Annotated in this window: 23 protein-coding genes; 8 read left to right on the top strand and 15 right to left on the bottom strand. The window is 65.2% G+C overall.

Features of this window, described 5'->3' with window-relative positions; genetic code table 11:
* Window positions 1-41: 41 nt before the first annotated feature.
* On the top strand, window positions 42-710 hold the full coding sequence (locus GQY20_RS01580; protein ID WP_157215280.1) for a lasso peptide biosynthesis B2 protein: 669 nt from the start codon (window positions 42-44) through the stop codon (window positions 708-710).
* Entirely contained in the window at window positions 710-2,455 is a 1,746-nt protein-coding gene (locus GQY20_RS01575; protein ID WP_157215279.1) for an asparagine synthase-related protein, read from the top strand. Before GQY20_RS01580 ends, GQY20_RS01575 begins: the two co-directional genes overlap by 1 nt.
* On the opposite strand, the gene GQY20_RS01570 is transcribed toward GQY20_RS01575, so the two are convergent.
* The 10 genes from GQY20_RS01570 to GQY20_RS01525 form a co-directional block, all read right to left on the bottom strand.
* Window positions 2,452-4,548: an Atxe2 family lasso peptide isopeptidase gene (locus GQY20_RS01570; RefSeq protein ID WP_157215278.1), complete on the bottom strand. Its 2,097-nt coding sequence runs from the start codon at window positions 4,546-4,548 to the stop codon at window positions 2,452-2,454. The genes GQY20_RS01575 and GQY20_RS01570 overlap by 4 nt on opposite strands.
* 20 nt (window positions 4,549-4,568) lie before the next feature.
* Window positions 4,569-7,154 carry a TonB-dependent receptor gene (locus tag GQY20_RS01565; protein ID WP_232475831.1) on the bottom strand — a complete coding sequence of 862 codons (2,586 nt, stop codon included), beginning with the start codon at window positions 7,152-7,154 and terminating at the stop codon, window positions 4,569-4,571.
* A gap of 87 nt (window positions 7,155-7,241) precedes the next feature.
* Window positions 7,242-8,246, bottom strand: coding sequence for a FecR family protein (locus tag GQY20_RS01560; protein WP_157215277.1), 1,005 nt, complete (start codon window positions 8,244-8,246; stop codon window positions 7,242-7,244).
* Window positions 8,246-8,830: an RNA polymerase sigma factor gene (locus tag GQY20_RS01555; RefSeq protein ID WP_157215276.1), complete on the bottom strand. Its 585-nt coding sequence runs from the start codon at window positions 8,828-8,830 to the stop codon at window positions 8,246-8,248. Before GQY20_RS01555 ends, GQY20_RS01560 begins: the two co-directional genes overlap by 1 nt.
* 522 nt (window positions 8,831-9,352) lie before the next feature.
* The gene (locus GQY20_RS01550) at window positions 9,353-10,132 is read right to left on the bottom strand and encodes a sulfite exporter TauE/SafE family protein (RefSeq protein ID WP_157215275.1); all 780 of its coding nucleotides are present in this window, start codon (window positions 10,130-10,132) and stop codon (window positions 9,353-9,355) included.
* A gap of 7 nt (window positions 10,133-10,139) precedes the next feature.
* A complete protein-coding gene (locus GQY20_RS01545; protein WP_157215274.1) occupies window positions 10,140-11,057 on the bottom strand; it encodes an MBL fold metallo-hydrolase in 918 nt (305 codons plus the stop codon).
* Window positions 11,058-11,079: 22 nt separating this feature from the next.
* Window positions 11,080-11,448, bottom strand: coding sequence for a carboxymuconolactone decarboxylase family protein (locus tag GQY20_RS01540; protein WP_137902954.1), 369 nt, complete (start codon window positions 11,446-11,448; stop codon window positions 11,080-11,082).
* Between the two features lie 17 nt (window positions 11,449-11,465).
* A complete protein-coding gene (locus GQY20_RS01535) occupies window positions 11,466-12,737 on the bottom strand; it encodes a TolC family protein (protein ID WP_232475830.1) in 1,272 nt (423 codons plus the stop codon).
* Entirely contained in the window at window positions 12,734-12,937 is a 204-nt protein-coding gene (locus GQY20_RS01530; protein ID WP_157215273.1) for a YgaP family membrane protein, read from the bottom strand. The genes GQY20_RS01535 and GQY20_RS01530 overlap by 4 nt, the downstream gene beginning before the upstream one ends.
* Window positions 12,938-12,969: 32 nt before the next feature.
* Entirely contained in the window at window positions 12,970-14,250 is a 1,281-nt protein-coding gene (locus GQY20_RS01525) for an NAD(P)/FAD-dependent oxidoreductase (protein ID WP_157215272.1), read from the bottom strand.
* A 101-nt stretch (window positions 14,251-14,351) separates the two neighbouring features.
* On the opposite strand from GQY20_RS01525, the gene GQY20_RS01520 reads away from it, so the two are divergent.
* From GQY20_RS01520 to GQY20_RS01505, 4 genes are read left to right on the top strand one after another with little or no spacing between them, the layout of a single operon-like run.
* A complete protein-coding gene (locus tag GQY20_RS01520) occupies window positions 14,352-14,690 on the top strand; it encodes a rhodanese-like domain-containing protein (protein WP_157215271.1) in 339 nt (112 codons plus the stop codon).
* A 27-nt stretch (window positions 14,691-14,717) separates the two neighbouring features.
* Window positions 14,718-15,743 (top strand): efflux RND transporter periplasmic adaptor subunit, encoded by a 1,026-nt coding sequence (locus GQY20_RS01515; protein ID WP_157215270.1) that lies wholly within the window; start codon window positions 14,718-14,720, stop codon window positions 15,741-15,743.
* Window positions 15,740-18,973: an efflux RND transporter permease subunit gene (locus GQY20_RS01510; protein WP_157215269.1), complete on the top strand. Its 3,234-nt coding sequence runs from the start codon at window positions 15,740-15,742 to the stop codon at window positions 18,971-18,973. Before GQY20_RS01515 ends, GQY20_RS01510 begins: the two co-directional genes overlap by 4 nt.
* Window positions 18,970-19,332 (top strand): ArsR/SmtB family transcription factor, encoded by a 363-nt coding sequence (locus GQY20_RS01505; RefSeq protein WP_232475829.1) that lies wholly within the window; start codon window positions 18,970-18,972, stop codon window positions 19,330-19,332. Before GQY20_RS01510 ends, GQY20_RS01505 begins: the two co-directional genes overlap by 4 nt.
* 23 nt (window positions 19,333-19,355) lie before the next feature.
* Here the strand turns inward: GQY20_RS01505 and GQY20_RS01500 are convergent, their stop codons facing one another.
* Together GQY20_RS01500 and GQY20_RS01495 are read right to left on the bottom strand one after the other, a co-directional pair.
* Entirely contained in the window at window positions 19,356-19,736 is a 381-nt protein-coding gene (locus GQY20_RS01500; RefSeq protein WP_157215268.1) for an ArsR/SmtB family transcription factor, read from the bottom strand.
* Window positions 19,737-19,739: 3 nt separating this feature from the next.
* Window positions 19,740-20,399 (bottom strand): peroxiredoxin, encoded by a 660-nt coding sequence (locus tag GQY20_RS01495; protein WP_157215267.1) that lies wholly within the window; start codon window positions 20,397-20,399, stop codon window positions 19,740-19,742.
* A gap of 195 nt (window positions 20,400-20,594) precedes the next feature.
* On the opposite strand from GQY20_RS01495, the gene trxC reads away from it, so the two are divergent.
* Window positions 20,595-21,050, top strand: coding sequence for a thioredoxin TrxC (gene trxC / locus GQY20_RS01490; protein WP_198350805.1), 456 nt, complete (start codon window positions 20,595-20,597; stop codon window positions 21,048-21,050).
* 30 nt (window positions 21,051-21,080) lie between these two features.
* On the opposite strand, the gene arsA is transcribed toward trxC, so the two are convergent.
* Complete coding sequence (gene arsA / locus GQY20_RS01485; protein ID WP_157215266.1) at window positions 21,081-22,913, bottom strand: arsenical pump-driving ATPase; 1,833 nt, start codon at window positions 22,911-22,913, stop codon at window positions 21,081-21,083.
* A gap of 268 nt (window positions 22,914-23,181) precedes the next feature.
* Here arsA and GQY20_RS01480 point away from each other — a divergent pair, with 268 nt between their 5' ends.
* Window positions 23,182-24,258, top strand: coding sequence for an NAD(P)-dependent alcohol dehydrogenase (locus GQY20_RS01480; RefSeq protein ID WP_157215265.1), 1,077 nt, complete (start codon window positions 23,182-23,184; stop codon window positions 24,256-24,258).
* A 52-nt stretch (window positions 24,259-24,310) separates the two neighbouring features.
* Here GQY20_RS01480 and GQY20_RS01475 read toward each other — a convergent pair whose 3' ends face one another.
* Together GQY20_RS01475 and GQY20_RS01470 are read right to left on the bottom strand one after the other, a co-directional pair.
* Window positions 24,311-25,210: a ribose-phosphate diphosphokinase gene (locus GQY20_RS01475; RefSeq protein WP_157215264.1), complete on the bottom strand. Its 900-nt coding sequence runs from the start codon at window positions 25,208-25,210 to the stop codon at window positions 24,311-24,313.
* Window positions 25,207-26,694, bottom strand: a complete 1,488-nt coding sequence (locus GQY20_RS01470; protein ID WP_157215263.1) for a thymidine phosphorylase family protein — start codon at window positions 26,692-26,694, stop codon at window positions 25,207-25,209. Before GQY20_RS01470 ends, GQY20_RS01475 begins: the two co-directional genes overlap by 4 nt.
* Window positions 26,695-26,713: the final 19 nt, after the last annotated feature.

Below are 26,713 nucleotides of genomic sequence, written 5' to 3'. Positions count from 1 at the left end.
GGTCCCGTCCGGGGCCGCGCGTCGATCTGCAAGATCCAGCCATGCACCTCGCCCTTCGCACCGGCATTTCCTTCTGCTGCGTCGATGGGCGCCTGCTATTCCTGGACGTGATCGCTGATCGCTATTTCTGCCTGTCGGCACGCGCCGAGGAATGCTTTCTCGGGCTCGTCGGGACCGGCGGGAGGGTCGCTGACCGCAAGGATGCGCTCGATGCGCTCATCTCGCGTGGCATGCTCGTCGAGGCGCCGACGCCCGTTCCGCTCAGGCCATGCACGCTCCCACCGCTTCCGGAGGAGAGCGTGCTCGACCAGCCGCTGCCGCGCGGAAGCTTGCGGCAAGCGGTCGGAGCCCTGGGTCGTCTTACGGCGGTCCAACTGCGCCTGAAGATCGCCGGGCTGGCGCGCACCCTGACCTCGATCAGCGTGATGAAGGCGCGCCTGGAGCCGGTTAGGGGCAACCCGGACATGCTGCTCTGCCGGACAATGGCCGGCTTCGGTCGGGCAACCGGGGTCGCGACGATACTCGATAACTGCCTCGGCCAGTCGATCGCCATCGCCCACGACATGCTGGCGCGCGGGCTCGGGCCGGACGTCGTGCTGGGCGTGCGGCTCGGTCCGTTCAATGCCCATTGCTGGGTTCAGTATGAGAACCGCCTGGTCAACGACCGCTTCGACATGGTTCGTACGTTCACGCCGATCCTCGTGATCTGATGCGCGCGCGCTTCCTCGCCGTCATTCGCCTCGCTGGGCCGGACGCGGGGGTGGTCGAACGGCCGGACAGTGCGACAGCGACCGCCGAGCCGCTGCCGGTTCTGGTCCGCGGCGACCGTCTCACGGTCTTGAGCAACTTTGGAATAGCTGGTCCCGACACAGCCGGAGAGGCGGTCGTCGGCGAGCTCTTCGGCCGCGGCAACACGCAACCCGCGCATGCGCTCACGGAAACCGAGTGGACCGGCATCCGGCAGTCGCGCGGGCTGGCCCTCGTCGAACGATATTGGGGTGCCTATGTCGCGTTCATCGTCGGCGACAGCGAGGTGAGCATCGTACGCGCGCCGCTTGGCGACGTGGGATGCTATTATGCGCGGTCCGGCGACATGCTGATCGTCGCATCCGATCTTGCATTGCTCCTCGCCGCGTCCGGTCGGGCGCGGCGCATCAGCATGCCGGCCCTGGCGCGCCATATCGCCTATCCGGAGTGGCGGTCGGGGGAAACCTGCATCGATGGCGTCGGTGAGCTTCGCGGCGGAGACCGGCTTACCGTCTCGGCGGCCGGCATGCGCTGCGAGACCTTGTGGTCGCCTTGGGCATTCGCCGCGGATGAACGGATGATCGACGATCCCGACGAAGCGGCGCGGGCGATCAGGAACGCGGTCCACCTCGGGGTCCGCGCGCGGGCCGCCTGCCGGGACCGCACACTGCTCCTGCTGTCGGGTGGCCTGGATTCTGCGATCGTGGCGGCAAGCCTGGCACGTATCGGTGCGGACTTTGTCTGCCTCAATCTTGTCGGCGACGACCCCGCCAGCGACGAGCGGCATTATGCCGGCCTGGTGGCTGACTCCGTCGGTGCCGGGCTGCTGACGCGACGGTTCGAATTGGAGCGGATCGATGTGCGGCGATCCGGCGCCGCGCACATGCCCTATCCCGTCCATCGCTGCTTTACCCAGGCGCAGGACAGCGTGGCGATGGAGGTCGCCAACGAGGAGGGTGCCCAGGCCATTCTCGACGGTGGCGGTGGCGACAATGTCTTCTTTGCCGTGCGCACCGTCACAATCCTGGCGGACTGCCTGATCGCAGGCGGCTTCGATCGACGCTTCTGGGCCGCGACGCGAACGCTCGGCGACCTTGGCCAGACGAGCATGTTCGCGCTCGCGCGCAAGGCCGCTTATCGTGCGTGGTTCCGCTCGCGGGCACCACGGCTGGCGGCGGGGACGGCTTTCCTGACCAGGGCAGTCAGAGCCGCCATCGCCGAAGGGACGCCCCACCCCTGGCTCATGCCTCCCCGGCATGTCCTCCCGGGCCGCGCGAGTCACATCGCGCTGCTCGTGCCGGCGCAGAATCTCGCCGAGGCCATCAACGCCCAGGCGCCAGCACATGCGATCTCGCCCCTGATCACTCAACCGGTGATCGAGGCTTGCCTCCGCGTTCCGAGCTGGTTGTGGCTGGAGCCCGGCCTGGACAGGGCGGCGGCGCGACGGGCGTTCAAGCCTGTCCTGCCACCAGAGATATTCCACCGGCGCTCAAAGGGGACGCCTACCAGCTTCGTTGCGTCCATCTTCGATCGGAATCGATTGGCCATCCGCGACATGCTGCTTGGTGGAAGGTTGGCCGTGCTCGGAATCCTCGATGTGAACGCGGTCGAGCGCGCGCTGGATATCGCCGGACCTGTCCGTGATCTTCGCTTCGTCCGGATCATGGAACTGGTCGATGCCGAGGCCTGGGCCAGCGCGCAGGACTAGCGGGTCGGGCGCGGTTGCGGCGTGCTCCGACCGGGCGATCGCAGCGCACGCCAGCGGGTATATTGGGCGGCCTTGGCCGGGTCGGAATCCTCGTGATGCTGCAACCAGAAGGAGAACCAGTCGAGGTTGCGCTCGTAAACGGCCCGGCGATGCACAGGCTGCCATTTCACATGATATTCGTCGGGATAGACGTACATTTCCACCGGCTTGCGCTGCTCGCGCAGCGCGCCGAACGCCTCGAGCGCAAGCCGAAACTCATTGTCCGCAAGCTGCAAAAGGAGCGGCGTGTCGATCCGTGCCGCATTCTGGGCAAGCGACGTTTCGCGCCAGAAGGTGCGGTCGTTGGCGGTCGCCGGGGGGTAGCCCATGCCACGCAGCCAGTCGGCCCAGGCGATGCCGCCATAGGTTGCGGTCGTGTTGGGCTCCATGCAGCAGGTGCTCATGGCGGCAGCGGCAAAGGCGCGCGTGTTGATCAGCGCGAAAGCCGCGGTCGACGCGCCGTCGCTGAGGCCGGTGATTCCGACCCGCGCGGGATCCGCGAAACCGCGATCGACGGCGAGACTGACTCCGGTCAGGACAGAAGACAGGAGGCTGCGTCGCTCGCCCCAATTCTTCTGGTTGGCGGCATTGATGTCGTACCATGTCTTCAGCTTCGGAAACGCTGCGGCGAAGAAGGTCGGGCGCTCGGTACTGAGGACGGCGAACCCGCGCTGGGCAAACAGGTAGATCGGGTAGTCATCCCCGGTCCCGCCGCGCAGGAAACCATCGCTGTGATACTGGACGACGACCATCGGCAGCTTCGTGCCGGCACGATAGTCCGGCGGCAGGACGAGATCGCCCCAGGCTTCGAGACCGAGATCGTTGCGCCACCGCAACCGGACGACCTGCCCCAGCCGGATACCGGCAAATTCGGGGTTCGGGTTGAAGATCTCGCGAACCGCGCCGGTCACGACGTCGATCGTCACCACCCGGCGTGGTGTCAGGCTGTTCTCCCGCGTGCAGACCAGCATGGTGGTCGCCTTCACGCAGCCGTGAAAAACATCGTCGGTCCGCAGCACCGTCCCGGGCGCCCGTGCGTCCATCGACCAGCGATAGAGCGCGGTGTCACCCTTGTCCCAGCCCTCGCGTCGCAGGAACAGCACCGCATCGCCGTCCCACCAGATGGAGAGGATGCCCCCGGCACATGCGGCGGCGCCGCACTGCACCGTCTCGCCGTTACGCCCGGTCGCCTTCAGTCTTGCGGGCGCCAGGGGCGACGAAACGGCACGCTCGGCCCATGCCCTGCGACCGTCGGCCGTGACCGCCACGGGGTCGGCGGGCAGATCGGGCGCGATGGCCGCCTGAAGCGCGGCACGATCGACGGAATCGGCCACCATGGTTCGTCCGGACTGGACCTCCACGGCAACGACATCCAGTTCGTCGGTCGCCGGTGTCAGCGGCCGTGCCGAGATTTCCGGCGAAACGCGCCTGTCGTAAAGCCATCCGGCCTCGCCTTCGCGGTCGATCGCCGCGTCCGCGGCGGCCCCGTCCCGACGGCTGCCGAAGAGCAGGCGCGCGCCGTCCTGGCTCCAGGCAAGCACATCAACGTCAATGCTTGAATGGGAAACAGCGCGCGCGCCGCTTCCATCGGCATTGGCCACCCATGCCTGGGTCACGCCATTGTCCCGGCGCAGATAGGCGAGCGCTCGTCCATCCGGCGACCATCTGGGAACGATCGTCCGGGTCGCGCCGCTCGGTAGATAGAATCCGCGCTGGACGTCGAGGATCTTGATGAGTTCGCCGCCACGATCGAGCACTGCCGGCGGCCCGGGCGCTCGGAGTTCGTTCACGACCAGCGCTCGGCAATAGCCGTTGGTGGCAAGGTCCGCGCGATTGAGGATATAGGCGACGCGGCTGCCGTCGGGCGAGACCGCGAACGGGCTCGGACCCGCATAGGACGCGGAATCCGGATCGCCGATATCGCGCAGTCCGATCAGATCGACCGCCGTGATCGGGCGCTTCGGCCGCGTTTCCGACGTCGGCGCCGGGATGATGTCGTCGCATCGCGCGTGCGCGACCGTCGGGAACGCCAGCAGGATCGCGAAGGCGGACATCGTGCGCACTCCGGATAGCCTCACCATTTCTTGGTCAGCCCGAAGGCGATCAGCCGCCCGACCGGCGAATAGTTGGTGGAGTCGTAGGGTGTGTCATACGGGATCGACGTGGCGATCGGGTCGGGCTTGGCATTGAACAGGTTCTGGACCGAGAGCGTCACTTCGATGCCGCGCAGGGCGGCTGACGCGGCTTCCACCCGGTAGCGCGCCGTCAGGTCAAACGTCGTCATCGCGCCGACCCGGACCGCCGGGCTGGAGCGGACATCGCTGACGCCGCCCGTATAGTTTCCGTTGGCCGTCAGCGTCAGCGGCCCGCCGGTCCAGCCGATGCTCGCCTGGCCGCGCCAATGCGGCGGATTGAAGATGACGCCGGCGAGCGGCGATACGGGCTGGCCGGCGCTGAGCTGCTGGTCGCTCGTCAGATAGGCGATGTCGGCCGACAATCGGAGCTGCTGGCCGTTGGCGATCGACGCGGTGTAGCTTGCGAGGATGTCCACGCCCCGCGCGGCCTGGCGTCCGGCATTGACGTTGGCGTCGTCGACGATCGCGATCACATTGGCCGGGTCATAGGGCACGCCGGTGATGTTGAGGAACGTGCCCGCGCTCGCGATCGCCGCGGCCTGCGCGCTGGCGCTCGGATCGAGGATGATCTGGTCCCGGTAGATCGGATTGCTCAGCGCCTGCTGGGTGAGCGTGATCGGCGCGACGATGCGATTTCGGTAGGCGACATTGAAATAGCTGATCTCGAGGCTTGCCCCGGGCAACGATCGCGGATGAAGCGCCACGGTCGCCGACCAGGTCGTCGCGCGTTCGGGCTTGAGGTCGGGATTGCCGCCTAGGATAAGGATGGTGCCGGCGGTCGCCGGCATGCCGGTCGCGCCCAGCGCAAAGGGTGGAAACAGGTAAACCGCGCGCGGTTGATATTGCTGGTACAGCGTCGGCGCCCGGAAGGACTCGCCCCAGCTGCCCTTGATCGCGATGTCCCGGCTCAGCGCCCAGGAAAGCCCCAGCTTGGGCGTGGCAACCTCGCCGATGCCCGGATAACGCTCATAGCGGACAGCCGCGCTGAGATCGATGCGGTTGGCGAACGGCAGGTCCTGGTCCGGGCCGATCAGGGGAAGGTTGAGTTCGCCGAATGCGAAATGACTGGCTTGCGAGTGCGCGGTATTGACTGCGCTGCCCGCGCCGACAAAGCGTCGGAAGCCGATGTCGCGATAGCCCGCGCCGAGCGCGAGCTTCGCGGTTCCGCCGGGAAGGCGGAACAGGTCGCCATCGCCGTCGATCTCGATCGACTTGGCGGTATTGCGGTAGAAACTGTTCCCGGAGTCGGTGCACGCGGCGAACGCGCATTCCACCTGATGATAGTCGACCCGCTCCTTGCCATAGGTGCCCGTCAGCGCAATTCGCCAGTTGCCGGGGAGTTCGAGCTTGAGCGACGGGGCGATGCCAAAGGACTTGTCGACCGAGGAGAAGGTCGCCCTGCCTTCGTCGAGATTGCCGCCCGCGACCGTCGGAAAGGTGAGGTTGCTCCAGCGAATATTGTAGAGGCCATCGATCTCGAAGGAGAGCCATCCGCCAAGCGACTGGTGTCCGCTCGCGAGGACACTGTGGTGGCGCAGCGCCGGGAACAGGTCGAGGCCCGGCGAGCGACCGGCTGCATAAGAGCGCTGGCTCGCCCGGATTGCGCTGTTGCTGCCATATTCATATGCTGCGATCAGGCCGCCGCCCGGCCAGGTCCTGCCCGCGACCGCGCCATATTGCTGCTGGAAATCGCCGCCATCAGTCGTGGCGGAGAGGCGCGCGCTGGTTTCCAGTCCGTCATAATCGCGCCGCAGGATGATGTTGGCGACACCGGCGACCGCGTCCGAGCCATAGATTGCCGACGCGCCGTCCGGCACGACTTCGATGCGGTCTACGGCGCTCGTCGGGATGCCCGATACGTCGACGCTCTGCTTGACCGCCGTATAGGCCAGCCGATGCCCGTTGAGCAGGGTAAGCGTCGCGTCACTGCCGAGGCCGCGCAGATTGACTGACGAGCCGCCGCCGACATCCACCCCGCTGGCGGAAGGGACGTTCATGCCGATGCCCGGGTTCTGACCGCCGCCGAAGCTCTGGGGAATCCTGCGCACGACATCACCCAGGCTGGCCTGGCCCGAATCCCGGATATCCTCCCCGCTCAGCCGGATGACGGGGGAGGCGACCGACGATCCGCGGATGCGGCTTCCCGTCACGACGATGTCCGACCCGTCGGAAACGGCTGTCATGGCCTGAGGCTCGCTCGAGGGATTCGGTTCGATGATCAGGCCATCGGCCACGGCGCGCTGCTGCAGGCCGGACCCGGCAAGCAGGAATGCGACGGCATCTTCCAACGTGAAATCACCATCGAGCGCTGGCGCGCGCTTGCCCTTCACGAGGTTCGCCGGGGCGACGATGCTGCGACCGGAGGCAGTCGCGACCGCGCGCAGCGACGCTGCCAGCGGCTGCGACGGAAGATGATAGCTGTGCCGCTCGACTTCGCTGGCCTGGGCAGCCGTCGCTCCCAGAACAGACGCCGCCACGCTCGTCGACATCGAGGCGGCAATCACCGCAAAACGCAATATTCCCATTATGAACTCCCCGTGCGACGCTCCGACGCGGCATCGCTTGGGGACCTCGACAGCCGAGGTGCGTTTTACCCTGGGATTTTTTTGCGGCTATCGACGCGGCGCCAGGATCAGGCTGCCGTGATCGTCGTGGGACAGGTCAAGATTGAACGTTGCGGACAGCATTCGGGCCAGGCCCTGTGCATCCCTCGCGGCGAAGGTGCCGGTGAACCGGAGGGCGCCGATGGCTCGGTCGGCAAGAATGATCTGCGCGGAATTATAGCGGTTCGCGGCCGCCACGACCTCGGCCAGCGACGCGTCCTCGAACGACAACATACCCGAGGGCCATCGCGTTTCGCTGGCGCGGAGCGCTACCGGCGAACCCATCGGTGTGTGCTGTTCCAGTGCCAGCCGCTGGCCCGGCTTAAGCAGCCGTCCGGTCCTTGCCGTCTCGACCCGACCGGCCGCTTCGTTTCTCACTTCGACCGACCCCCGCAGCAGCGACACCGTCACGCGACGTTGCTGCAGGTCGACGTCGAAGAGCGTTCCGTGCGCGATGATCATGCCGCTCCCGGCCGTGACGACGAACGGGCGCGCTGGATCATGCGCCACGTCGAAGCGGGCACGCCCATGCTCGAGCGTCAATCTGCGTTCCCCGGCGGTGTAGGCGATTGCCAGGGCACTGTTCGTGTCGAGCGTGACGCGCGAGCCGTCCGCCAGCGTGACGGTGCGGATCTCGCCTATCCGGCTGGCGACTTCGGCCGGGTCCGTCCGGCCTGGTCCAAAGGCGCCGAACCGCTGCAAGCCGATGCCCGAAAGCACCACCAGGACAAGGGCGGCAACAGCGGCGACCGCCATTCGGTACCGCGGCCGGGTAGGTTTTGAGTCGAACCGCCGCGGCATCTCGCCAGCCGGTGTCCGGGCCGCCAGGGCCGTGCTGTCCCAGGTGCCGAGGACATCATCATAGATGTCGGCATGTCGAGGATCGGCGGCGTACCAGTCCTGGAAGGTTTCGTGATCGTCCGCACCGTCCGGCGAGCGCAGTCTCGTCAGCCAGGCAATGGCCTCCGCGCGCACGATCTCGTCCGTGCGCGCCTCCCTCCCGGCTTCGGACATCAACGGGACCTCAGCACGCGGTCGAGATGGGTTATCGCCTTCGTCATGTGCCACTCGACGCCTTTTACGCTCAATCCCGTGCGCTTGGCGATGTCGCTATAGCTGAAGCCGTCGACACGATGCGCCAGGAATATCTCGCGTGTCTTGGGGCCGAGCCGCATCAGGGCATTCTGGATCCGGTTGAGCAGGTCACGCGCCTCGAGCCCCGCGACGATATCCGGTCCAGCCAGCGTCTCCTCGTCGGCGGGTACATGCCGCGCGAGCGAGCGTTGCAGGGCTGTCTTGGCGCGGTCGCGGAGCAGGTTCGTCGCGATCCGGTTGAGATAGGCTTCGGGCTGTTCGATTACGCGGTCCGCCGCCGTTGCATCGACGAAGCGAGCGAAGCTTTCCTGCATGAGGTCGTTCGCATCCTGGCGGTCGGCTCGCCGCGCGAAGTAGCGAAGCAGCTTCGGCGCCTGGGTTTGGTAAAGATCGTTCAGGGCGAGCACCGACCCAGTCACCACGCGGTCGTCGGGGGGCAACGGGTCGCCTTCGACCAGCCTTGGCGAGGCCAGCGATTTCAGGACGTCGGGGATCAGCCGCATCGGGATCCCCGATCCGCGATGCAGGCCCTGTCGCTCGCGCGACGAAATCGCTTCAGTCCAACGCTCATCCGGCTCGCCCAGTCGTTCGAGGCGATGCCGGCGAAAGCCGGGTGTAGAGAACATGCTTGAGACATGCGCCGACGCCTTTGGCCGCAAGCGGCTTGGACATGCGCGTCGGCCACCCGGCCGCGTCGATGGCGGGTCAAATTTTCCCAAGCGAGGTTCTCAAGCCTCGGCGCCGCCCTCGCGACGCGGGGCCAGACTAACACCCTGATTCCGAGAAGCAACACCAACGGTCTTGGCGTCGCATTACCAGAATCGGAGTGCAGCCGGCATCAGCATTGAACATCGCAAGGCGAGCGTTCGTTCGTCACCCACCGCAACCCGTTGTGTCCAATCATCTCATCCACCGACCGCAGACGGCTGGGTACTCCCAGGCGACGTAAATGGTTTTCGCCCGTTCTCTCGACGATCGGCGCGCGGGAACGGACGGGTTCCTCGACGATCCTCCTGACGCAGATGTCACATTGCGGACCAGCTTTTCCAGAGCATGTAGAGGGCCACGCAGAAGATCAGCACGGCGAAGACACTGTTGAGAAGACCCTTGCGGGCGGACAACTGCTTGGATGCGGCTGCCCCAATGACACCGCCGATGATACCGCCGCCGATGAAGGTCGCGGCCAGGCCCCAATCAATCAGCCCGGAAAAGGCGTAGTTGAGCGCCGTCGTCAGGCCAAAGGCTGTCACTGCGACGAGTGAGGAGCCAACCGCATTGATCATCGGCATGCCGGTGGAAGCCATGAGGCCAGGCACGATCAGGAAGCCGCCGCCAATGCCGAAGAAGCCCGAGAACAGTCCCGTCGCGCTGCCATAGGCAATGACCTTGGGGGCATTTTCGCGCCGGCACTGAACGTCGGGATTTCCCAAATTGCCGCGATTGCGCAGCATCAGCACGCCGACCACCAGCATGAGCAGCGCGAACAGAAAGAGCAGGTGCTGCCCGTCGAACGCCTTGCCCAGCGTCGAACCGCCATAGGCACCAAGCACACCGGCGAACGCATACATGCCTGCGCAGCGCCATTTGATCGTGCCCTGCCGGGCATGGGGAATGAGGTTGGCGCCGGCATTGGCAGCGACCGCAAGTGCACTGGTGCCGATCGCGACATGCGGCGACGCCACGCCCACGAGATAGACCATGAGGGGCACCGCCAGAATCGAGCCTCCGCCCCCGACCAGACCAAGCGTGAAACCGACGACGGAGCCCGAAGCGGCGCCCAGCAGATATTGGACAGACTCAAGCATGCGCGCGTTAGAGACTGTTCAAGGGAAGTTTGAGATAGCGCGTACCGTTGTCCTCGGGCTCGGGAAGGTTGCCGCCGCGCATGTTGACCTGGATCGAAGGCAGGATCAGCCGCGGCATACCAAGCGTGGCGTCGCGCGCTTCACGCATCGCGACGAACGCCTTCTCGGTGACGCCTGAATGGACATGGACATTGCCCTGTCGCTCCGCCGCCACCGTCGTCTCCCACATGAAATGCTCACGCCCCGGCGCCTTGTAATCATGACAAAGGAACAGCCGGGTCCGGTCCGGGAGCCCCAGCAGCCGGTGGATCGATCGGAACAATGTCTGGGCGTCGCCGCCCGGGAAGTCCGCGCGAGCAGTGCCATAATCGGGCATGAACAGCGTATCGCCGACGAACGCGACGTCACCGATGACATAGGCCATATCGGCGGGTGTGTGCCCAGGGACATGGAGCGCGATTCCCTCGCGCGATCCCAGCCGGAAGCGTTCGCCATCGAGTAGCAGGCGATCAAATTGCGATCCGTCCCGCGCGAAGTCCGGCCCCTCGTTGAAGATCGCGCCGAACGTCGATTGCACCGTCAGGATATCGCGTCCGATCGCGAGCGTGCCGCCCAGGCGCTGCTGCAGATAGGGCGCCGCCGAGAGATGGTCGGCATGGACATGGGTCTCGAGCAGCCATTCGATCTCTAAACCCTCGGCTTCGACATAGGCAATGATTTGATCAGCGGATTCGCGCGAGGTTCGTCCCGACGCGGGGTCGAAGTCGAGCACGCTGTCGATGATCGCCGCCTTGCGGGTTGCCGGATCGCTGACGACGTGGGTCGCGGTAAAGGTCGCCTCGTCAAAGACGCTGTGCACGGCAACGTCGCCGGCGGCCGCACCCTCGACAATACGGACGGCCTGTTCGAGCGGCAAGTCGATCATGTCGTGCTCCACCGCCACGACCTCATGCGCTCCCAGGCTCGGTGCCGGCCTGGGCCGCAAACTGGTCGAAGGCCTCAACCGCCTGGGCGGCATACATCAGGCTTGGTCCGGCACCCATGTATAGCGCCATGCCCATCACCTCCATGATCTCCTCGCGCGTCGCGCCCCGCTTGACCGCCGCCTGGCTGTGAAAGGCGACACAGCCATCGCACCGGATCGCCACAGAGATGGCAAGCGCGATCAGTTCCTTGGTCTTGGTATCGAGCGTTCCCGCCTCGGTCGCAGCCCTGGCCATCGCCGAGAAGGCCTTTGTGACCTCTGGGCTGCCAAGGCGGACTTCCTTGATCGCGCCGGTTAGTTGCGCGGCCATTTCCGGCCAATCCTTATTCATAGCGGCGATCCTTTCGTTCAGTAGCGACCCAGCAGGCTGAGCAGCCGGTAGGCGGCGACGATACGATCGGTACCCGCGCGCGCCGCGCCAGCCTCGGCGGCTATGGATTCGCGTTCGGCGTCGAGCAGGTCGAGCTGCGGCTTCATGCCAACCCGAACCTCTTGGGTAATGCTGTCGAGCGCCTGCGCAGCGGCGGCGGCCTGCTCCGTAGCCGCCTGTTCGACGAACTGCGCCGTACGAACATCCTGAAAGGCGGAGATGACCTGTTCCTGGACCTGCATCCGCATGGCCCTTGCCCGTGCGTCGGCTGCCCGGACACTACTATCCGTCTCGGCGACCTTGCCCGACACCCGGCCGCCGCTGAACAGCTCCCAGCGCGCGCGGATGCCCACGGTCGCGCTGTCCGCGCGATAGTCGGGAAAGAACTGATCGCGTACCGTGGCGCCTTCCACGAAGACACCGACCGTAGGCAGGCGCTCCGCGCGCGCACCGCGTGCTGCGGCCTGAGCGGCGCGCAGGCTGGCTTCGGACTGCGCCAGCGCGGGATTGCTGCGGATTGCCGCATCCATCACCTCGTCGAGCGTGGCGGGCAGCACGGGATTGGGCGGGAGTGGCTGCAGATCGACGGGCTCAAGCCCTGTCAGGTTACGGAAATGCGCCTGCGCCGAGACCTGCATCCCTTGTGCGCGGGCAAGCCCGGCGCGCGCCTCGGCAAGACGGGCGCCCGCCTGGGAGACGTCGGTGCTGGGGCTCTCGCCCGCACGAAACTTGAGCCGGGCCTGGCGCTCGATCTCGGTGGTTTGGATAACAAGGCGGCCATAGAGATCGACCATGTGCGCGGCGGTCAGCACGTCGCCATAGGCTTGGGTCACCGCCATCACGAGCTGGCTGCGAATGCCGATCTGCCCCGCCTCCGCGCCGGCGATCCCGGCGCGGGCCTGATCGATCCCGGCGCTGACCCTGCCCCCGGTGAATAGGGGCTGCTCGACCGTTATTTGCGCGGCGCGCGGGGTCACGTTCGCCGCGTCAAGTCCGAAGAAGCCGCGCGGATCGAGGCGGCCGTAGCCGATCGTGCCGCTGAGCGTCGCGGTCGGCAGCCGGCCCGCTTTCGCCTGCTCGAGCCGCGCATTGGCGGCATCCGCATCCGCGTCGGCTGCAGCAATCTCGGGCGCATGCGCGATGGCCGCGGCAAGCGCCTCCTCAAGCGTCGTCGCGTGCGCCGTGGTGCTCAGCGCCAGCGGGGCGGCAAGCCACAGCATCAGGCGCGCAAGGCGGCGCTTGACCATCATTTGAAGGCGTTGCCCGGACGGACGCCCATCGCCTTGAAGACCATCGCTGCCGGACAAAAGCCGGTGAAGCCGGCCTGGATCATATTGAGCCCGGCAAAGCCGCTGAGGCCGATCCACCAGGGATGGACGGTGAAGGACAAGACGATCCCCAAGAGGACGACAGTGCCTGCAAAGATCATGACGGCGCGATCGAGAGTCATTGTGCAGTTCCTTTTCGTGTCGAACGAGGCGGTCACATCCGCAGCTTCTTGATGCCCATGACGTGGAGCGCGAGCTTCTCGTAAAAGGGCTCGTTCTCGCCCTTGCGCACCTTGCGAAGGAAATATTTCTCGAAGCCAATCTTCGCGAGATGGACCCACTTGCCGCTAGCCGCCCAGTTGACGTTGCGCGGCGGGATCTGCGGCTGCGCCACGAAGGCAACGCCGCCATCGCCGAAGTCGGCCAGGCAGACGGCATTCCAGCTGGCTTCGGCCGTTGGCTCCTTGCCGTCGAGGATCGCATCGAGATTGGCCGCGATCGCGGTCACCATGCTTTCGATCATGAAGCCGGTCTTGGGAACGCCAACCGGTACGGGCGTCGGCCCGGTCGGCGGGATCGCCACGCAGACACCCAGCGCGAAGATTTCCGGGAAGGCGGGGTTGCGCTGATGCTTGTCGATCAGGATGAAGCCGCGCGGATTGGTGAGGCCGGGGATGTCGCGAACGGCGGGCACGCCCCGGAAGGCGGGGAGCATCATCGAGAAAGCGAACGGCAGGTCATGAGTTCGGGCCACGGCGCCGCCCTCGGCGATTTCCTCGACATGCATCATGCCCGCCTCGACCCTGGCGACGCGCGCATTGGTGACCCATTTGATGTGCCGCTCGCGCAGTGTGCTTTCGAGCAGACCCTTGGTGTCGCCGACGCCGTCGAGCCCGAGATGACCGATATAGGGCTCGGCGGTGACGAACGTCATCGGCACCTTGTCGCGGATCTTGCGGCGGCGCAGCTCAGTATCGAGGATCAGCGCAAATTCGTAAGCCGGCCCGTAGCACGACGCGCCCTGCACCGCGCCGACCACGATCGGTCCGGGATTTTCGACGAAGCGATCGAACGCGTCGGCCGCGGCCGAGGCATGCGCGGTCTGGCAGATCGAGACGGTGTGACCGCCATGCGGCCCGAGTCCCTCGATTTCGTCAAATGCCAAATCAGGCCCGGTTGCAATTACGAGATAGTCGTAAATGATATTGCTGCCGTCATTGAGCTCGAGTCGTTTTTCAACCGCATGCAAGCGCTTCGCGCCGACGGCAGTGAAGCCGATCTTCTTCCTGGCGAAGATGGGCGGCAGATGCACTTGAATGGCTTCGGGCTCGCGCCAGCGAACCGCGACCCAAGGGTTGGAAGGCACAAAGGAATAGGTGTCTGAATTGGATACCATCACCACCTCGGCCCGTCCCTTGGCAGCCGTTTGGATTTCATAGGCGGCGATGGTGCCGCCCAGGCCCGCGCCCAGCACCACGATCTTCGGCTTGTTCATGACGCCTGTTCCTCTCGCCTCGAATATCTCACTTGACTGAATATGATGATTACACAATATACGCAATATACAAATTAATGACTCGGCGATGGAGATCTACCATGTTCGGATTCGGCAAGACCAAGGCGCACCGGGAAATCGACGCGCAGACTCTCAACGGAATGCTGGCCGATGGTTCAGCGCTCCTCATCGACGTGCGGGAACCCGACGAATTTGCCGCCGAGCATATCAAGGGCGCAGTAAACGCCCCGCTTTCGACATTCGCACCACGTAATGTTCCGGATGCAGCGGGTCGAACGATCGTGCTCCAATGCGCTGGCGGCAAACGGTCTGGCCTCGCGCTCGACCGCTGCGCCAGCGCGCAGTCGAGCATCGATACGCATCTCGCGGGCGGCATCGGCGCCTGGAAGGCGGCTGGCTTGCCGGTCGAACGCGGCTAGGGCCATGCAACAGGGGAGCCATCGGCAGTGACAAAATGGGCATGGATGGTCGCTGGCGCGGCCCTGACGCTGACGGCCTGCGGTGAGAGTGCGCCGAGTGAACAAAAAGTCGCCGCGTTGCCCACCGGCGAGCGGCTGGCCGTCACGCTCGCAGAGACCCCCGACATGAAGGCGGTCGGAGCCGAGATAACGACCCGCGACCAGGCCCAGGCGCTTGCCCGTATTCCCGGCACCTTGGTCAGTCTCTCGGTTCGCGCCGGCGACATGGTGACCAAGGGCCAGCGCATCGGCTCGATCGTCGATTCGCGCCTTGGCTACGAAACCAGTGCGGCGGGCGCGCAGGTTGCCGCCGCGCAAGCCGAAGCAGCACGCGCACGAGGCGACCTTGTTCGTGTCCAGGATCTCTACAATCACAATGTCTATGCAAAGGCGCGCCTCGATCAGTCGGTCGCGATGTCGCGCGCCGCCGATGCCCAGGTGGCAGCCGCCCGCGCGCAGCAGAATGCGAGCGCCAGCGTCGCCGGGCAGGGCGCGGTCCTCGCGCCCGCCTCGGGCCGCGTCCTGCGTGCGGATATTCCCGCTGGCTCGGTCGTGGCGCCGGGCATGTCGATCGCAACGGTTACGGCGGGGCCGCCTGTTCTCCGCATCGATCTGCCGGAGTCGCTGGCAAACGCCGTGCGTGTCGGCACGCGGGTCATAGTTGCTCAAGGGGATTTGCCGGAAGGGTCGCGCCAGGGACAGGTGGCACAGGTCTATCCTGCCATCGCCGGAGGCCGGGTGCAGGTCGACGCGACCGTGCCTGGCCTTTCCAGCGAATTGGTTGGGCGGCGGGTTGGCGTGACGATCGAGGTCGGCCAGCGCCGGGCCATGGTGGTGCCGCGCCGCTTCATCTCGACCCGCTACGGCATCGACTATGTCGATGTCGTCACCCCCGATCGACGCATCAGCGCGGTGGCGGTCCAGACCGCGCCAACGGGCGATCCGGGTAACCTCGAAATCCTGGGGGGCGTCACGGCGGGCGATATCCTCTTCTCTCCCGGACGCGGTAAGTGAATCTCGGCTTATCGGGGCGCCTCACCCGCGCGACCATCACCTCGCCGCTGACGCCTTTGTTTCTACTGGCCGCGATCGCGATCGGCCTTCTGGCCCTGTTCACGATTCCCCGCGAGGAAGAGCCGCAGATCAGCGTGCCGATGGTCGACATCCAGGTGATGGCGCCAGGCCTTTCCGCGCCGGACGCCGTCCAGCTTGTCGGCATCCCGCTCGAGACGATTGTGAAAAGTGTCGATGGCGTCGAGCATGTCTATACCCAGGCCGAAGACGATGGCGTGATGGTGACCGCACGGTTCCTGGTGGGATCGAACCCAGAGGACGCCGCGACCCGGATCGACGAGAAGTTGCGCGCCAACTGGGACCGCATTCCGGTAGGTATCCCGGATCCAAAGGTCACGGTGCGCGGGATCAACGATGTCCCCACCATCGTCCTGACGCTGTCGCCCAAGCCGGGCGCGGCCGGGCGATATGACGACCAGGCGCTCTATGCGCTTGCCACCCGGTTGCGGACCGAGATCGCCAAGGTCGACAATGTCGGGCTTACCTTCCTGACCGGCGGGCGCCCCGAAGAGATCCGTATCGCGCCCGATCCCGGCAAGCTCAACCAATATGGCGTACCGCTCGGCAGCGTGATCGATGCGGCCGCGCAGGCCAATCGCAGCTTCCCCGCCGGGAGCGTTCGCGACGGCGGGCAAGCCGTCGCGGTCACCGCTGGCCAGACGCTTTCTTCGGCGCAGGACGTCGGCATGCTCACCGTCCGGTCAGTCGCCGGGGCGCCGGTCTATCTGCGCGATGTCGCCACGGTCACCCAGGGGCCCCGCGAGGATCAGGCCCGCGCGTGGCGCTGGGCACGCAACGACGGGCGTTGGTCGAACGCGCCGGCGGTCAGTCTCGCGATCGCCAAGCGGTCGGGCGCCAATGCAGTCGTCGTCTCCGAGGCGGTGCTCGCACGCCTCGAAAGCCTCAAGGGCAGCCTCATTCCCGACGGTATCGATGTCGCGGTCACGCGCAATTACGGCGCAAGCGCGAATGAAAAGGCCAATGAGCTTCTCTACCACCTCGCGCTCGCGACGGTCTCGATCGTCATCCTGATCGGTTTCGCGATCGGCTGGCGTGAGGCCGGCGTCACCGCCGTGGTGATCCCGACGACGATCCTGCTGACGATGTTCGCCTCGAACCTGATGGGCTACACGATCAACCGGGTCAGCCTGTTCGCGCTGATCTTCTCGATCGGCATCCTCGTCGACGACGCGATCGTGATGATCGAGAATATCGCTCGCCATTGGGCGATGCCCGATGATCGCACCCGTACCGAGGCCGCGATTGAAGCGGTCGCCGAGGTCGGCAACCCGACCGTGGTCGCCACGCTGACCGTGGTGGCAGCGCTGCTGCCGATGCTGTTCGTGTCGGGCCTCATGGGACCGTATATGGCGCCGATCCCGGTCAATGCGTCGGCCGCGATGGTCTTTTCCTTCTTCGTCGCGGTGGTGATCGCGCCGTGGCTGATGATCCGCTTCGCGCGCAAGACGCTGGCAGCCGATGGCGCGGATGGCGATCACGGGAACGGGCATGATGCGAGCGGCGGCAAGCTCGGCCGCCTCTATGCGCGGGTCGCCCACCGGATCATCGATAACCGGAAGTCAGCGCGCAATTTCCTCATCGCGGTTGGCATTGCCACGCTGGTCGCCTGCTCGATGTTCTATTTCAAGGCGGTAACGGTCAAGCTGCTGCCGTTCGACAACAAGTCCGAAGTCCAGGTCGTAGTCGATATGCCGGAGGGCACCAGCCTCGAAGGCACCGGCCGCGTTCTCGAAGATGTCACCCGCCTGACCCGCGAACTCCCCGAAGCGACCGCGATGGAAGCCTATCTGGGCACGTCGGCGCCGTTCAATTTCAATGGGCTCGTGCGCCACTATTTCCTGCGCAGCCGCCCGGAGATGGGCGATGTCATGGTGACCCTGCTGCCCAAGGGCGATCGCGATCGGTCGAGCCACCAGATCGCGCTCGACCTGCGCCAAAAGCTCAAGGCGTTGAAACTGCCAGAGGGCGCGTCGATCAAGGTCGTCGAGACACCCCCTGGCCCGCCAGTGCTGGCCACCTTGCTCGCCGAAATCTACGGCCCGGACGCCCAGAGCCGCCGCGCGACGGCGACCGAACTGGAGAAGATCTTCAAATCGATCCCCTATATCGTCGATGTTGACAACAGCTTCGGCCAGCCGCGACCCAAGCTGCGCCTGATCCCGCAGCGCGACCGGATCGACTATTACGGCCTCTCGGCCCGCGACATCAACGACTCGATCGGCGCGCTGCTGGGCAGCAAGACGGTTGGTTATGCGCCGCGCGGGGATGAACGCACGCCGCTGCCGATCACCATCGCCCTCCCGCAATCCGCGCGAAGCTGGACGCAGACGCTTGCCAGTACGCCGGTGACGGTCTCGCAAAGCGCTAACGGCCCAAAACTGATCGAACTCGGCACGATCATCGATGCGCGGCAGGAGCAGAGCAGCCCGGCCATCTTCCGGCGCGACGGTCACTATGCCGATATGGTGACCGCTGAACTCGCGGGCGATTATGAGGCGCCGATCTACGGCATGCTCGCGGTCGATCGCGCGATCGACAGCTATGACTGGGCCGCCAGAGGGCTGGAGAAGCCCGTCATCCGGTTCAGCGGCCAGCCGACCGATGAAAAGGCGACCAGCCTGCTCTGGGACGGCGAATGGGAGATCACCTGGGTGACCTTCCGTGACATGGGCGGCGCGTTCATGGTCGCGCTGCTCGCTATCTATATCCTCGTCGTGGCCCAGTTCCGCAGTTTCAGGCTTCCGCTCGTCATCCTCACGCCGGTCCCGCTGACTTTGGTCGGCATCGTGATCGGCCATATGCTTTTCCGCGCGCCATTCACCGCCACCTCGATGATCGGCTTTATCGCGCTGGCGGGCATCATCGTGCGCAACTCGATCCTGCTGGTCGATTTCATCCGCCACACCTCTACCCCCGACAAACCGCTGCGCGACGTGTTGATCGAAGCGGGTACGATCCGCTTCAAACCGATCGTCCTGACGGCGGCGGCCGCAATGATCGGCGCCGCGGTCATCCTCACTGATCCGATCTTCCAGGGCCTCGCCATTTCGCTCCTGTTCGGTCTCGCCTCATCGACCTTGCTTACCGTGCTGGTTATCCCCGCCATTTACGTGGTGCTGCGTGATGACGGGAGGCCGGCAAGCAAATGACGATGACGATGACGATGACGGTGACCGACAGTGCGGTGGAAATGCTGTGCGAACGCGCGACCGAGGTTGCCGCGTTTCTCAAGGTCGTTGCCAATGAACAGCGCTTGCTCCTGCTCTGCCGCCTGCGCGAAGGCGAGGCATCGGTCGGCGAGTTGGTCGGCTTGTGCGGCCTGTCGCAGTCGAGCGTGTCGCAGCATCTCGCCCGCATGCGCGAGGGCGGCCTGGTCCAGACCAGGCGCGAGAACACCACGATCTTCTACCGCATTGCCGATGTCAGGGTGCAGGCCTTGATGGCCTTCCTGTGTGATCAGTTCGGCGAGCAAGTCACCGGCGTGCCCGCTGCAGAGCGCGCACCGTAACCAACAACCGGCCGCCGGGGGAACTAAAGGATCTTGGCGAACATGGCAGCCGATCCACGTGCCGGCGACGCCGCCTTTCGGCCAGCCCGAGCTGCCATTTCGACAGGTCCAGTCCTTGCAAGCGCGGCGAGAAAGGCCGCTGCCGCGATGAACGCATCCGACGCCACGCTGTAATAGACCTGCTTTGCGGCGCGCCGGGTCTGAACCAATTCAGCCTTGCGCAGCACGCCGAGCTGCTGCGACAGCCCCGGTTGCCCAATGCCGGTCAAAGCCTCGATTTCGCCGACCGACTTCTCACCTTGCGCGAGCAGGGTGGCGATCAGCCGGAGGCGGGTATCGTGGCCCAAGGTGCGCATCACTTCGGCGAGCACTTCGAGATCCGGGGCGGGCAAAGTGTCAGCCATCGCCTACCCTTTCTGCGACTGCGGCTTGCTGCGGTAAAACCACAGCGGGTCATCCGCCGCGGCCAGCAGAGCAGCCTGGTCCTGGTGGGGCGGCAACAGCACCGCGTCGCCGGGATGCCAGCCTTCCGGGGTCACGACATGATCGGCATCGACAATCTGCAGGGCGGCCAATACCCGGAGCATCTCATCGACCGAGCGTCCGATCGTCGCGGGATAGCAGATCATCGCGCGGATGATCCCGTCGGGATCGATGAAATAGGTCGATCGCATTGTGGCGGCGTCGGGCGAGCGATCCGAAATCATGCCGTAGGCCCGTCCGATGATCAGCGATGGATCCTCGACAATCGGGAAGCTCACCGTGACACCGAACCCGTCGCGGATCGCGCGGATCCAGCCCAGATGCGAATAGAGACTGTCAACCGAGACCGCGAGCAGCGCGCAGTCGAGCGCCTCAAATCGGTCGCTCGCCTTTGACAGGGCGACGAACTCACTGGTGCACACCGGGGTGAAATCGGCAGGATGCGAGAACAGGATCAACCATCGGCCGCGAAAGTCGGAGAGGTTGACCACCCCCATCGTCGTTCGCGCCTGGAAATTGGGGGCCGGATCGCCGATCTGCAGGCACTGTGGGGTGCCGCCCATATCGGCCGATGTTTCTGCCATTTCGGAAAATTCCGTCTCACGCATCTTGGCACTATTTCCTACACGATTACATTACAGATGTAAGCGAGAAATTGAGGATTTGCTCGTGGGAATGTCGAGACGATGGGCCACATGGCTTCCGGTGCGCCCGAAGGGAATGACTCCGGGCCTTCCCTTGGAGGCGGGCAAGGCACAGCAATTACAGAGAATTGCGAGATGAATGCAGCGTTGGCTGATCCTGCCGTCATCATCTGCCCCTCCTGCGCGACGGCAAATCGTGTTCCCGCCACCCGCATCTCGGAAAGCCCGAAATGCGGGCGCTGCAGCCAGGTGCTGTTTCAAGGTGTGCCGGTTGCCGTAAATGGCCAGGCATTCGATCGCCATGTGATGGCCGGTTCGCTACCCGTCCTCGTCGATTTCTGGGCAAGCTGGTGCGGTCCATGCAGGGCGATGGCTCCGGCCTTTGCCGCTACGGCGAAGAGTCTCGAGCCGCGAGTGCGTTTGCTGAAGGTCGACACCGAAGCAGACCAGGCGGTTGCCGCCCGGTTCGCGATTCGGTCGATTCCAACGCTCATCCTGTTTTCAGGCGGACGGGAGATCGCGCGCAGTGCCGGCGCTATGGATCAACGCGCCATCACCAGTTGGGTCAACCAGCACCTGCCTCCCGGCTAATCTTCGCCGTAGAGATCACGGCTCGGCGCGCTACACAACCTCACCGGGCCGCGACGGTTGATTGCTGTGGGGAGCACCGTCGTGGGCGAGCTGTGCGAGCGCGGGGACGCCCACCGGCGGCGTGGCTTGCCAGGGTACGAAGAATAGTCGCTTTGCCATAGATCCGCGTATGCGATCGACCTGCTTCAGCTCACCGCTGAGCCGTTGGCGCAGCAGAGGGTCGCTCGAGCCAGCAGCCAGCAGGCTCTTGTTGATGATCCAGGCAAAAGGCTCGATTTGCGCGCGCCGCAAATCGTCCTGCAATGCGCTGGCCTGCGAGACAGGTGTGGTCTCGGCAAGGGTAACCAGCAGGATATGCGTATAGTGGGGATCCTGGAGCCTCATCAGCGGCGTGGTGATGCGGCCGGCAAGGTCGTGCAAGGTCGATTGCCGTGTCATTTGTCGGTGATAGGCACCGGTGGCATCCATGAGCAGAAGGCTGTGACCGGTCGGGGCCGTGTCCAGCACGACAAACGCACTGCGCGCCTCGGTGACGATATGCGAGAAGGCATGGAAGACGGCGACTTCCTCCGTGCAAGGCGATGCCAAATCCTCGCGCAGCAGGGCCTTGCCCTGCGCATCGAGCGTGCCGCCCTTCTGCTCCATGATCTTGGCGATGTACCGCTCGGTTTCCGCTTTGGGGTCGATTCGGTCGACGCGAAGCCCGGCGACATTCCCGGTCATCGTCATTGCCAGGTGAGCGGCGGGGTCAGTGGTACTGAGATGCACGCCGTGGCCACGCTCGACGAGACCTAGCGCTATGGCGGCGGCGATGGTCGTCTTGCCCACGCCGCCTTTTCCCATCACCATGATCAGCCCTTTGCCGTCCGCTGCGAGCAGGTCGATAAGTCGATCGAGGCCGGGCAAGTCGCCGACCCAGGGCGCAGGGACGGCGGATCCGCCAAGGCTCCCCGACAATTGGCCAGAACATAGGACTGAACGCAGAGCGTCCAGCCCCATCATCTCGAAGGGGCGCAGCGGTATGTCGTCGCGTGGAAGCTTTCGGAGCACGGCTGGCATCTCTGCCAGCGCCTGCTGTCCCTGCGCCTCCAGCGATGCCGCTGTCGCATCGGATGGGTCGCTGGCGCGGAACAGGCCGTTCACAACAAGATGCTGGTTGCTGAGCCCCAGCACCGCCAACTCCGTCGAGGTTCGGCCCGCTTCGGCGATCGCGCCGCGCTCCGGGCGCGTCACGAGTATGACGGTTGTGGCTGCCGGATCGCACAACCTCGCCATGGCTTTTCTGAAGCGCTCCTCCTGCGTCTTGAGTCCCGAGTGCGGTCCCAGGCACGAGGCGCCCTGGTCATTCTCCGCGAGGAACCCGCTCCACGCCTTGGGCAAGCTGAGCAGTCGCAGCGTATGCCCCGTCGGCGCGGTGTCGAAGATGATGTGATCATAGGTGCCGTCAGCATCGGCAAGGCGGCCGACGAATTCGTCGAATGCCGCAATCTCGGTCGTACAGGCACCCGAAAGCTGCTCACGAACCGTATCCCGTTCCTTAGCGCTCGCATTGGCCTCCATCTGAGCAAGCACGCGCGTGCGATAAGCTTCTGCCGCGACGGTCGGATCGATGTTCAGGACGTCCAGACCGACAGCATTTGGCACCGCGACCGGCTGATTGGTCAAGGGTACGACCAGTATTTCGTCGAGATTGGAGGCAGGGTCGGTACTGACGAGAAGGACCGATTTGCCGCGATCGGCAAGCGAAAGGGCGGCTGCGCTTGCGATCGATGTCTTGCCCACGCCTCCTTTGCCCGTGAAGAACAGGAAACGGGTGGGCTCGACCAGAAATTGTGGGACGCTGGTCAGCGAACTGTCGTTCATGACGTGGCTTGATCCTCTTCACTGCGGGGACGCCCGCCGCCGGCTGGCGCTGCAATTCACAAGATGTGGAAGGGACCGAAAAGTTCGAATCCTCTTTGTTGAGGGATGGCTTACCGCTTCGCTCAGCAGCCGGGCATACGTAGTCTCACGGCGTGCTGGGAAGTGTGGAAGCGCAGACCAAGGGCTACGCAACGTCACGTAGAGACCCCGGGGTGGCGTTGGACATAAGCCAATGTGCGGTTCGTCCGCGTCGATGGAGGCCTGACTCATGGCACTGAAGATGAAAGCCGCCATTTTCCTCGAACCCGGTCGAATCATCCTGGGGGAAAAACCGGTGCCGGATGTCGGGCCTTTGGATGCGCTCATCCGAGTGACGACCACCACGATCTGCGGGACTGACGTCCATATCCTAAGGGGCGAATATCCCGTTGCGCGGGGCCTGACGGTGGGACACGAGCCGGTCGGCATCATTGAAAAGCTCGGCTCGGCGGTCGTCGGCTATCGCGAGGGTCAGCGCGTGATCGCCGGCGCGATCACGCCGTCGGGCACCTCGAATGCATCTCTGTGTGGCTTCCACTCGCAATGCGGCGGCGCACATGATCATGGTTGGAAAGCGATGGGAGGTTGGCGATTCGGCAATACGATCGACGGTGCGCAAGCGGAGTACCTGCTCGTGCCCGATGCGATGGCCAACCTCTCGCCGGTGCCCGACGGCCTCACCGACGAGCAGGTGCTGATGTGCCCGGACATCCTCTCGACCGGATTCAGCGGCGCAGAATCGGGCCGCATCCGTATCGGCGACACGGTCGCCATATTCGCGCAGGGGCCTATCGGCCTGTGCGCCACCGCTGGCGCAAAGTTGATGGGCGCGACCACCATCATTGCGGTCGATACCCTGCCCGAAAGGCTGGCGATTGCCCGCGCGATGGGGGCGGATCATGTCGTCGACTTCAGCAAGGTCGACCCGGTCGATGAAATTCGCAGGATCACCGACGGCCGCGGAGTCGATGTCTCGATCGAGGCGCTTGGGCGGCAGGCCACTTTCGAGGCAGCCTTGCGCGTGCTGCGGCCGGGCGGCACGCTCTCCTCGCTCGGCGTGTATTCGGAGGATCTTCGCATCCCGATCGATGCCTTTTCCGCGGGCCTCGGCGACAACCGGATCGTCACTACGCTCTGCCCGGGCGGCAAGGAACGGATGCGGCGGCTGATGGACGTCGTGGCTTCAGGGCGCGTGGACACCGGGGCCCTTGTCACTCACCGTTTCGCGCTCGACGACATCGAGAGCGCGTATGAACTTTTCTCCAACCAGCGGGATGGTGTGTTGAAGGTCGCGGTTCGGCCCTGACGGTTCGCGCTGCCCGCCGAGTTTACGGGCACAGGCGCGGCGGCAATTCTTTTCACTGCGCGGCGGTCGGGGCCCATCGCACAAGCGCTGCGGCAAGGGCTGGCGCGATAGCGACGCTTGCGGTTGGGCCTGCCACGGTATCGGTGGACCGAACTCGCGCCACCCCCGCAGCAGCGAGTTTCGCGAGATCGTGAGGACTGGCCAGACAATGTGTGGCGACCGCCTCGATGCGTGTTGCGCCAGCGGCGTGGAGCAGTTCGGCGCATCGCACCAGGGTGCCACCGCTCGAGATGAGATCGTCGATCAGCACCACGGTCCGCCCCTGCACCCGCTCGATACCGGCTATCTCCAATTGGACATGACGATCGCCGAGCCGCCGCTTTTCACCGACCAGGACCTGGAGACCCAATGGAGCGGCGACGGTTTCGACCCAGGGCCGGGATTCAGCGTCCGGGCCGATCAGCATGACGGCTGATGTTATCTCCGGCCGGAGCAATTCGACCAATGTCTCCGCAGCCGACACTGCGACTGCATCGATCCCCGGGGCAACTGCCGCTAACGAGGCGGTTCGGTGGAGATGCGGATCGACCGTCACCAGCATGTCGAAATGCGCCGCGAGCAGCGTGCCGATCACTTTCTGGCTGACTGCTTCGCCAGGCTGGAACGCGATGTCCTGGCGCATATAGCCGAGATAGGGTGCAACCAGGACGATGCGGCTCGCGCCGCGGTCCCGCAGGGCCGAAGCCGCCAGCATCAGTTCGACCAGTTTCTCGTTGGGATGGTCGAGCGAGCGATAGAGGATTGCGGTGCGCTGCGTATCCTCAACCCGGACGAGGCTTTCGCCATCGGGAAAGCGACGGACGTTGACCGCCTGGCAGTTGATACCGAGGAGGTCGGCGAGGCGGTGAGCCGCCTGGCGAGATTCGGCGAAATGATGGATCGTCGCGATCATGACAGCAGCCGGTAGCCCGAGCCCTCGGCCGCCAGATCGCAGGCAAAGCGCAGGCCGGTCTCCGATTGCGCGTGGATCCGGTAAAGCGGCGCGCCCCTGCGAACCCTGTCACCGATCTTGCACAGCAAATCGATGCCCGCGCCCTTGTCCATCGGCGCGCCTGCCAGCCGGGCGATGCGCGCGATCAGGTGACAGTCGATCGCAGCGACCGAGCCGTCCTCGTCCGCGAGGATTTCGCTGCGCAGCGCGCCCGGACGGAACGTCTGGGTCTGCGCGCCTTGCGCCGCAACGAGGCGTTCCATTGCCGCCAACGCCTTTCCCGATGCCAGCAGGTCGAGCGCCCGCGCATAACCGCGCCCACCCTTCAGATCCGGGTCGAAATCGAGCACGCGTCCGGCCAGCAGCAGCGCCCGCTCACGCAGGTCATCGGGGGCGTCCGCATCGTTACGCAGCACGGCCATCACGTCGCGGGCCTCCAGCACCGGCCCGATGCCGCGTCCGATCGGTTGCGAGCCGTCCGTCAGCACGACATCGACCGTCAGTCCGACCTTGTGCGCGACATACTCAAAGAGCTTGCGTAGTCGCACGGCTTCGCCCTGCGAACGGACCTTGGCGGTGGGACCCACTGGAATGTCGATCACCATATGGGTGGAACCGGCGGCGAGCTTCTTGGACAGAATCGATGCGACCATCTGTTCAAACGTGTCGATGCGGAGTGGCCGCTCGACGGAGATCAGCACGTCGTCGGCCGGGGACAGGTTCATCCGCCCGCCCCAGGCAAGGACGGCCTTTTCGGTCGCGACGATGGCCCGCATGCGTTCCGCCGACAGATCGACGTTTGCAAGCACCTCCATTGTGTCGGCTGTCCCGGATGGCGAGGTGATCGCGCGCGACGATGTCTTGGGCATGATGAGACCGTGCGCCGCGACAATCGGCACGACGATCATTGACGTGCGATTTCCCGGGATGCCGCCGATGCAATGCTTGTCGACCACCAGCGGAGCATGCCAGTCAAAGCGGTCGCCGGCATCGGCCATGGCGCGGGTCAACGCGAGTGTTTCCTGGGTCGTCATGAAGCCGGCGCAGGCCACCAGAAAAGCGCCAATCTCCATCGGCGAGTAACGATAGGCCGCGACATCGGTGATGATGGCAGCGATCTCGCTGTCGCTGAGAACATCGCCGCCGATCTTGCGCCGGACGGCCTCCAGGCTGCGGGGCGGCTTGGCCTGCGCGATCGAGACGCTCTCGCCTTCGGCCAGCCCAAGTCGTCGGAAGGCCTGCTCGCCCAGGCCGATTTCGCCGTCGCCGACGATATGCGGATCGTCGCAGATCGCCAGCGTTGCGAGAATGCCGCTGACGCCTCCGGCGATCTCGATCTTGCGCATGGCTTGAAACTGCTCCGCGCCATAGCCGTCGGCCGAGCGTAGCAGGAATGCTGTGTTTTCAGGATAGGTATCGACTGCCACGCGCCTGATCTTCAACATCGATATCCCCGTTCGCGTA

It is taken from the genome of Flavisphingomonas formosensis (assembly GCF_009755815.1).
In the GTDB taxonomy this organism is placed as follows: Bacteria; Pseudomonadota; Alphaproteobacteria; order Sphingomonadales; family Sphingomonadaceae; genus Flavisphingomonas; species Flavisphingomonas formosensis.
Note: the sequence above shows the minus strand (reverse complement) of the source record. Positions and strands in the feature narration are given on the sequence as shown.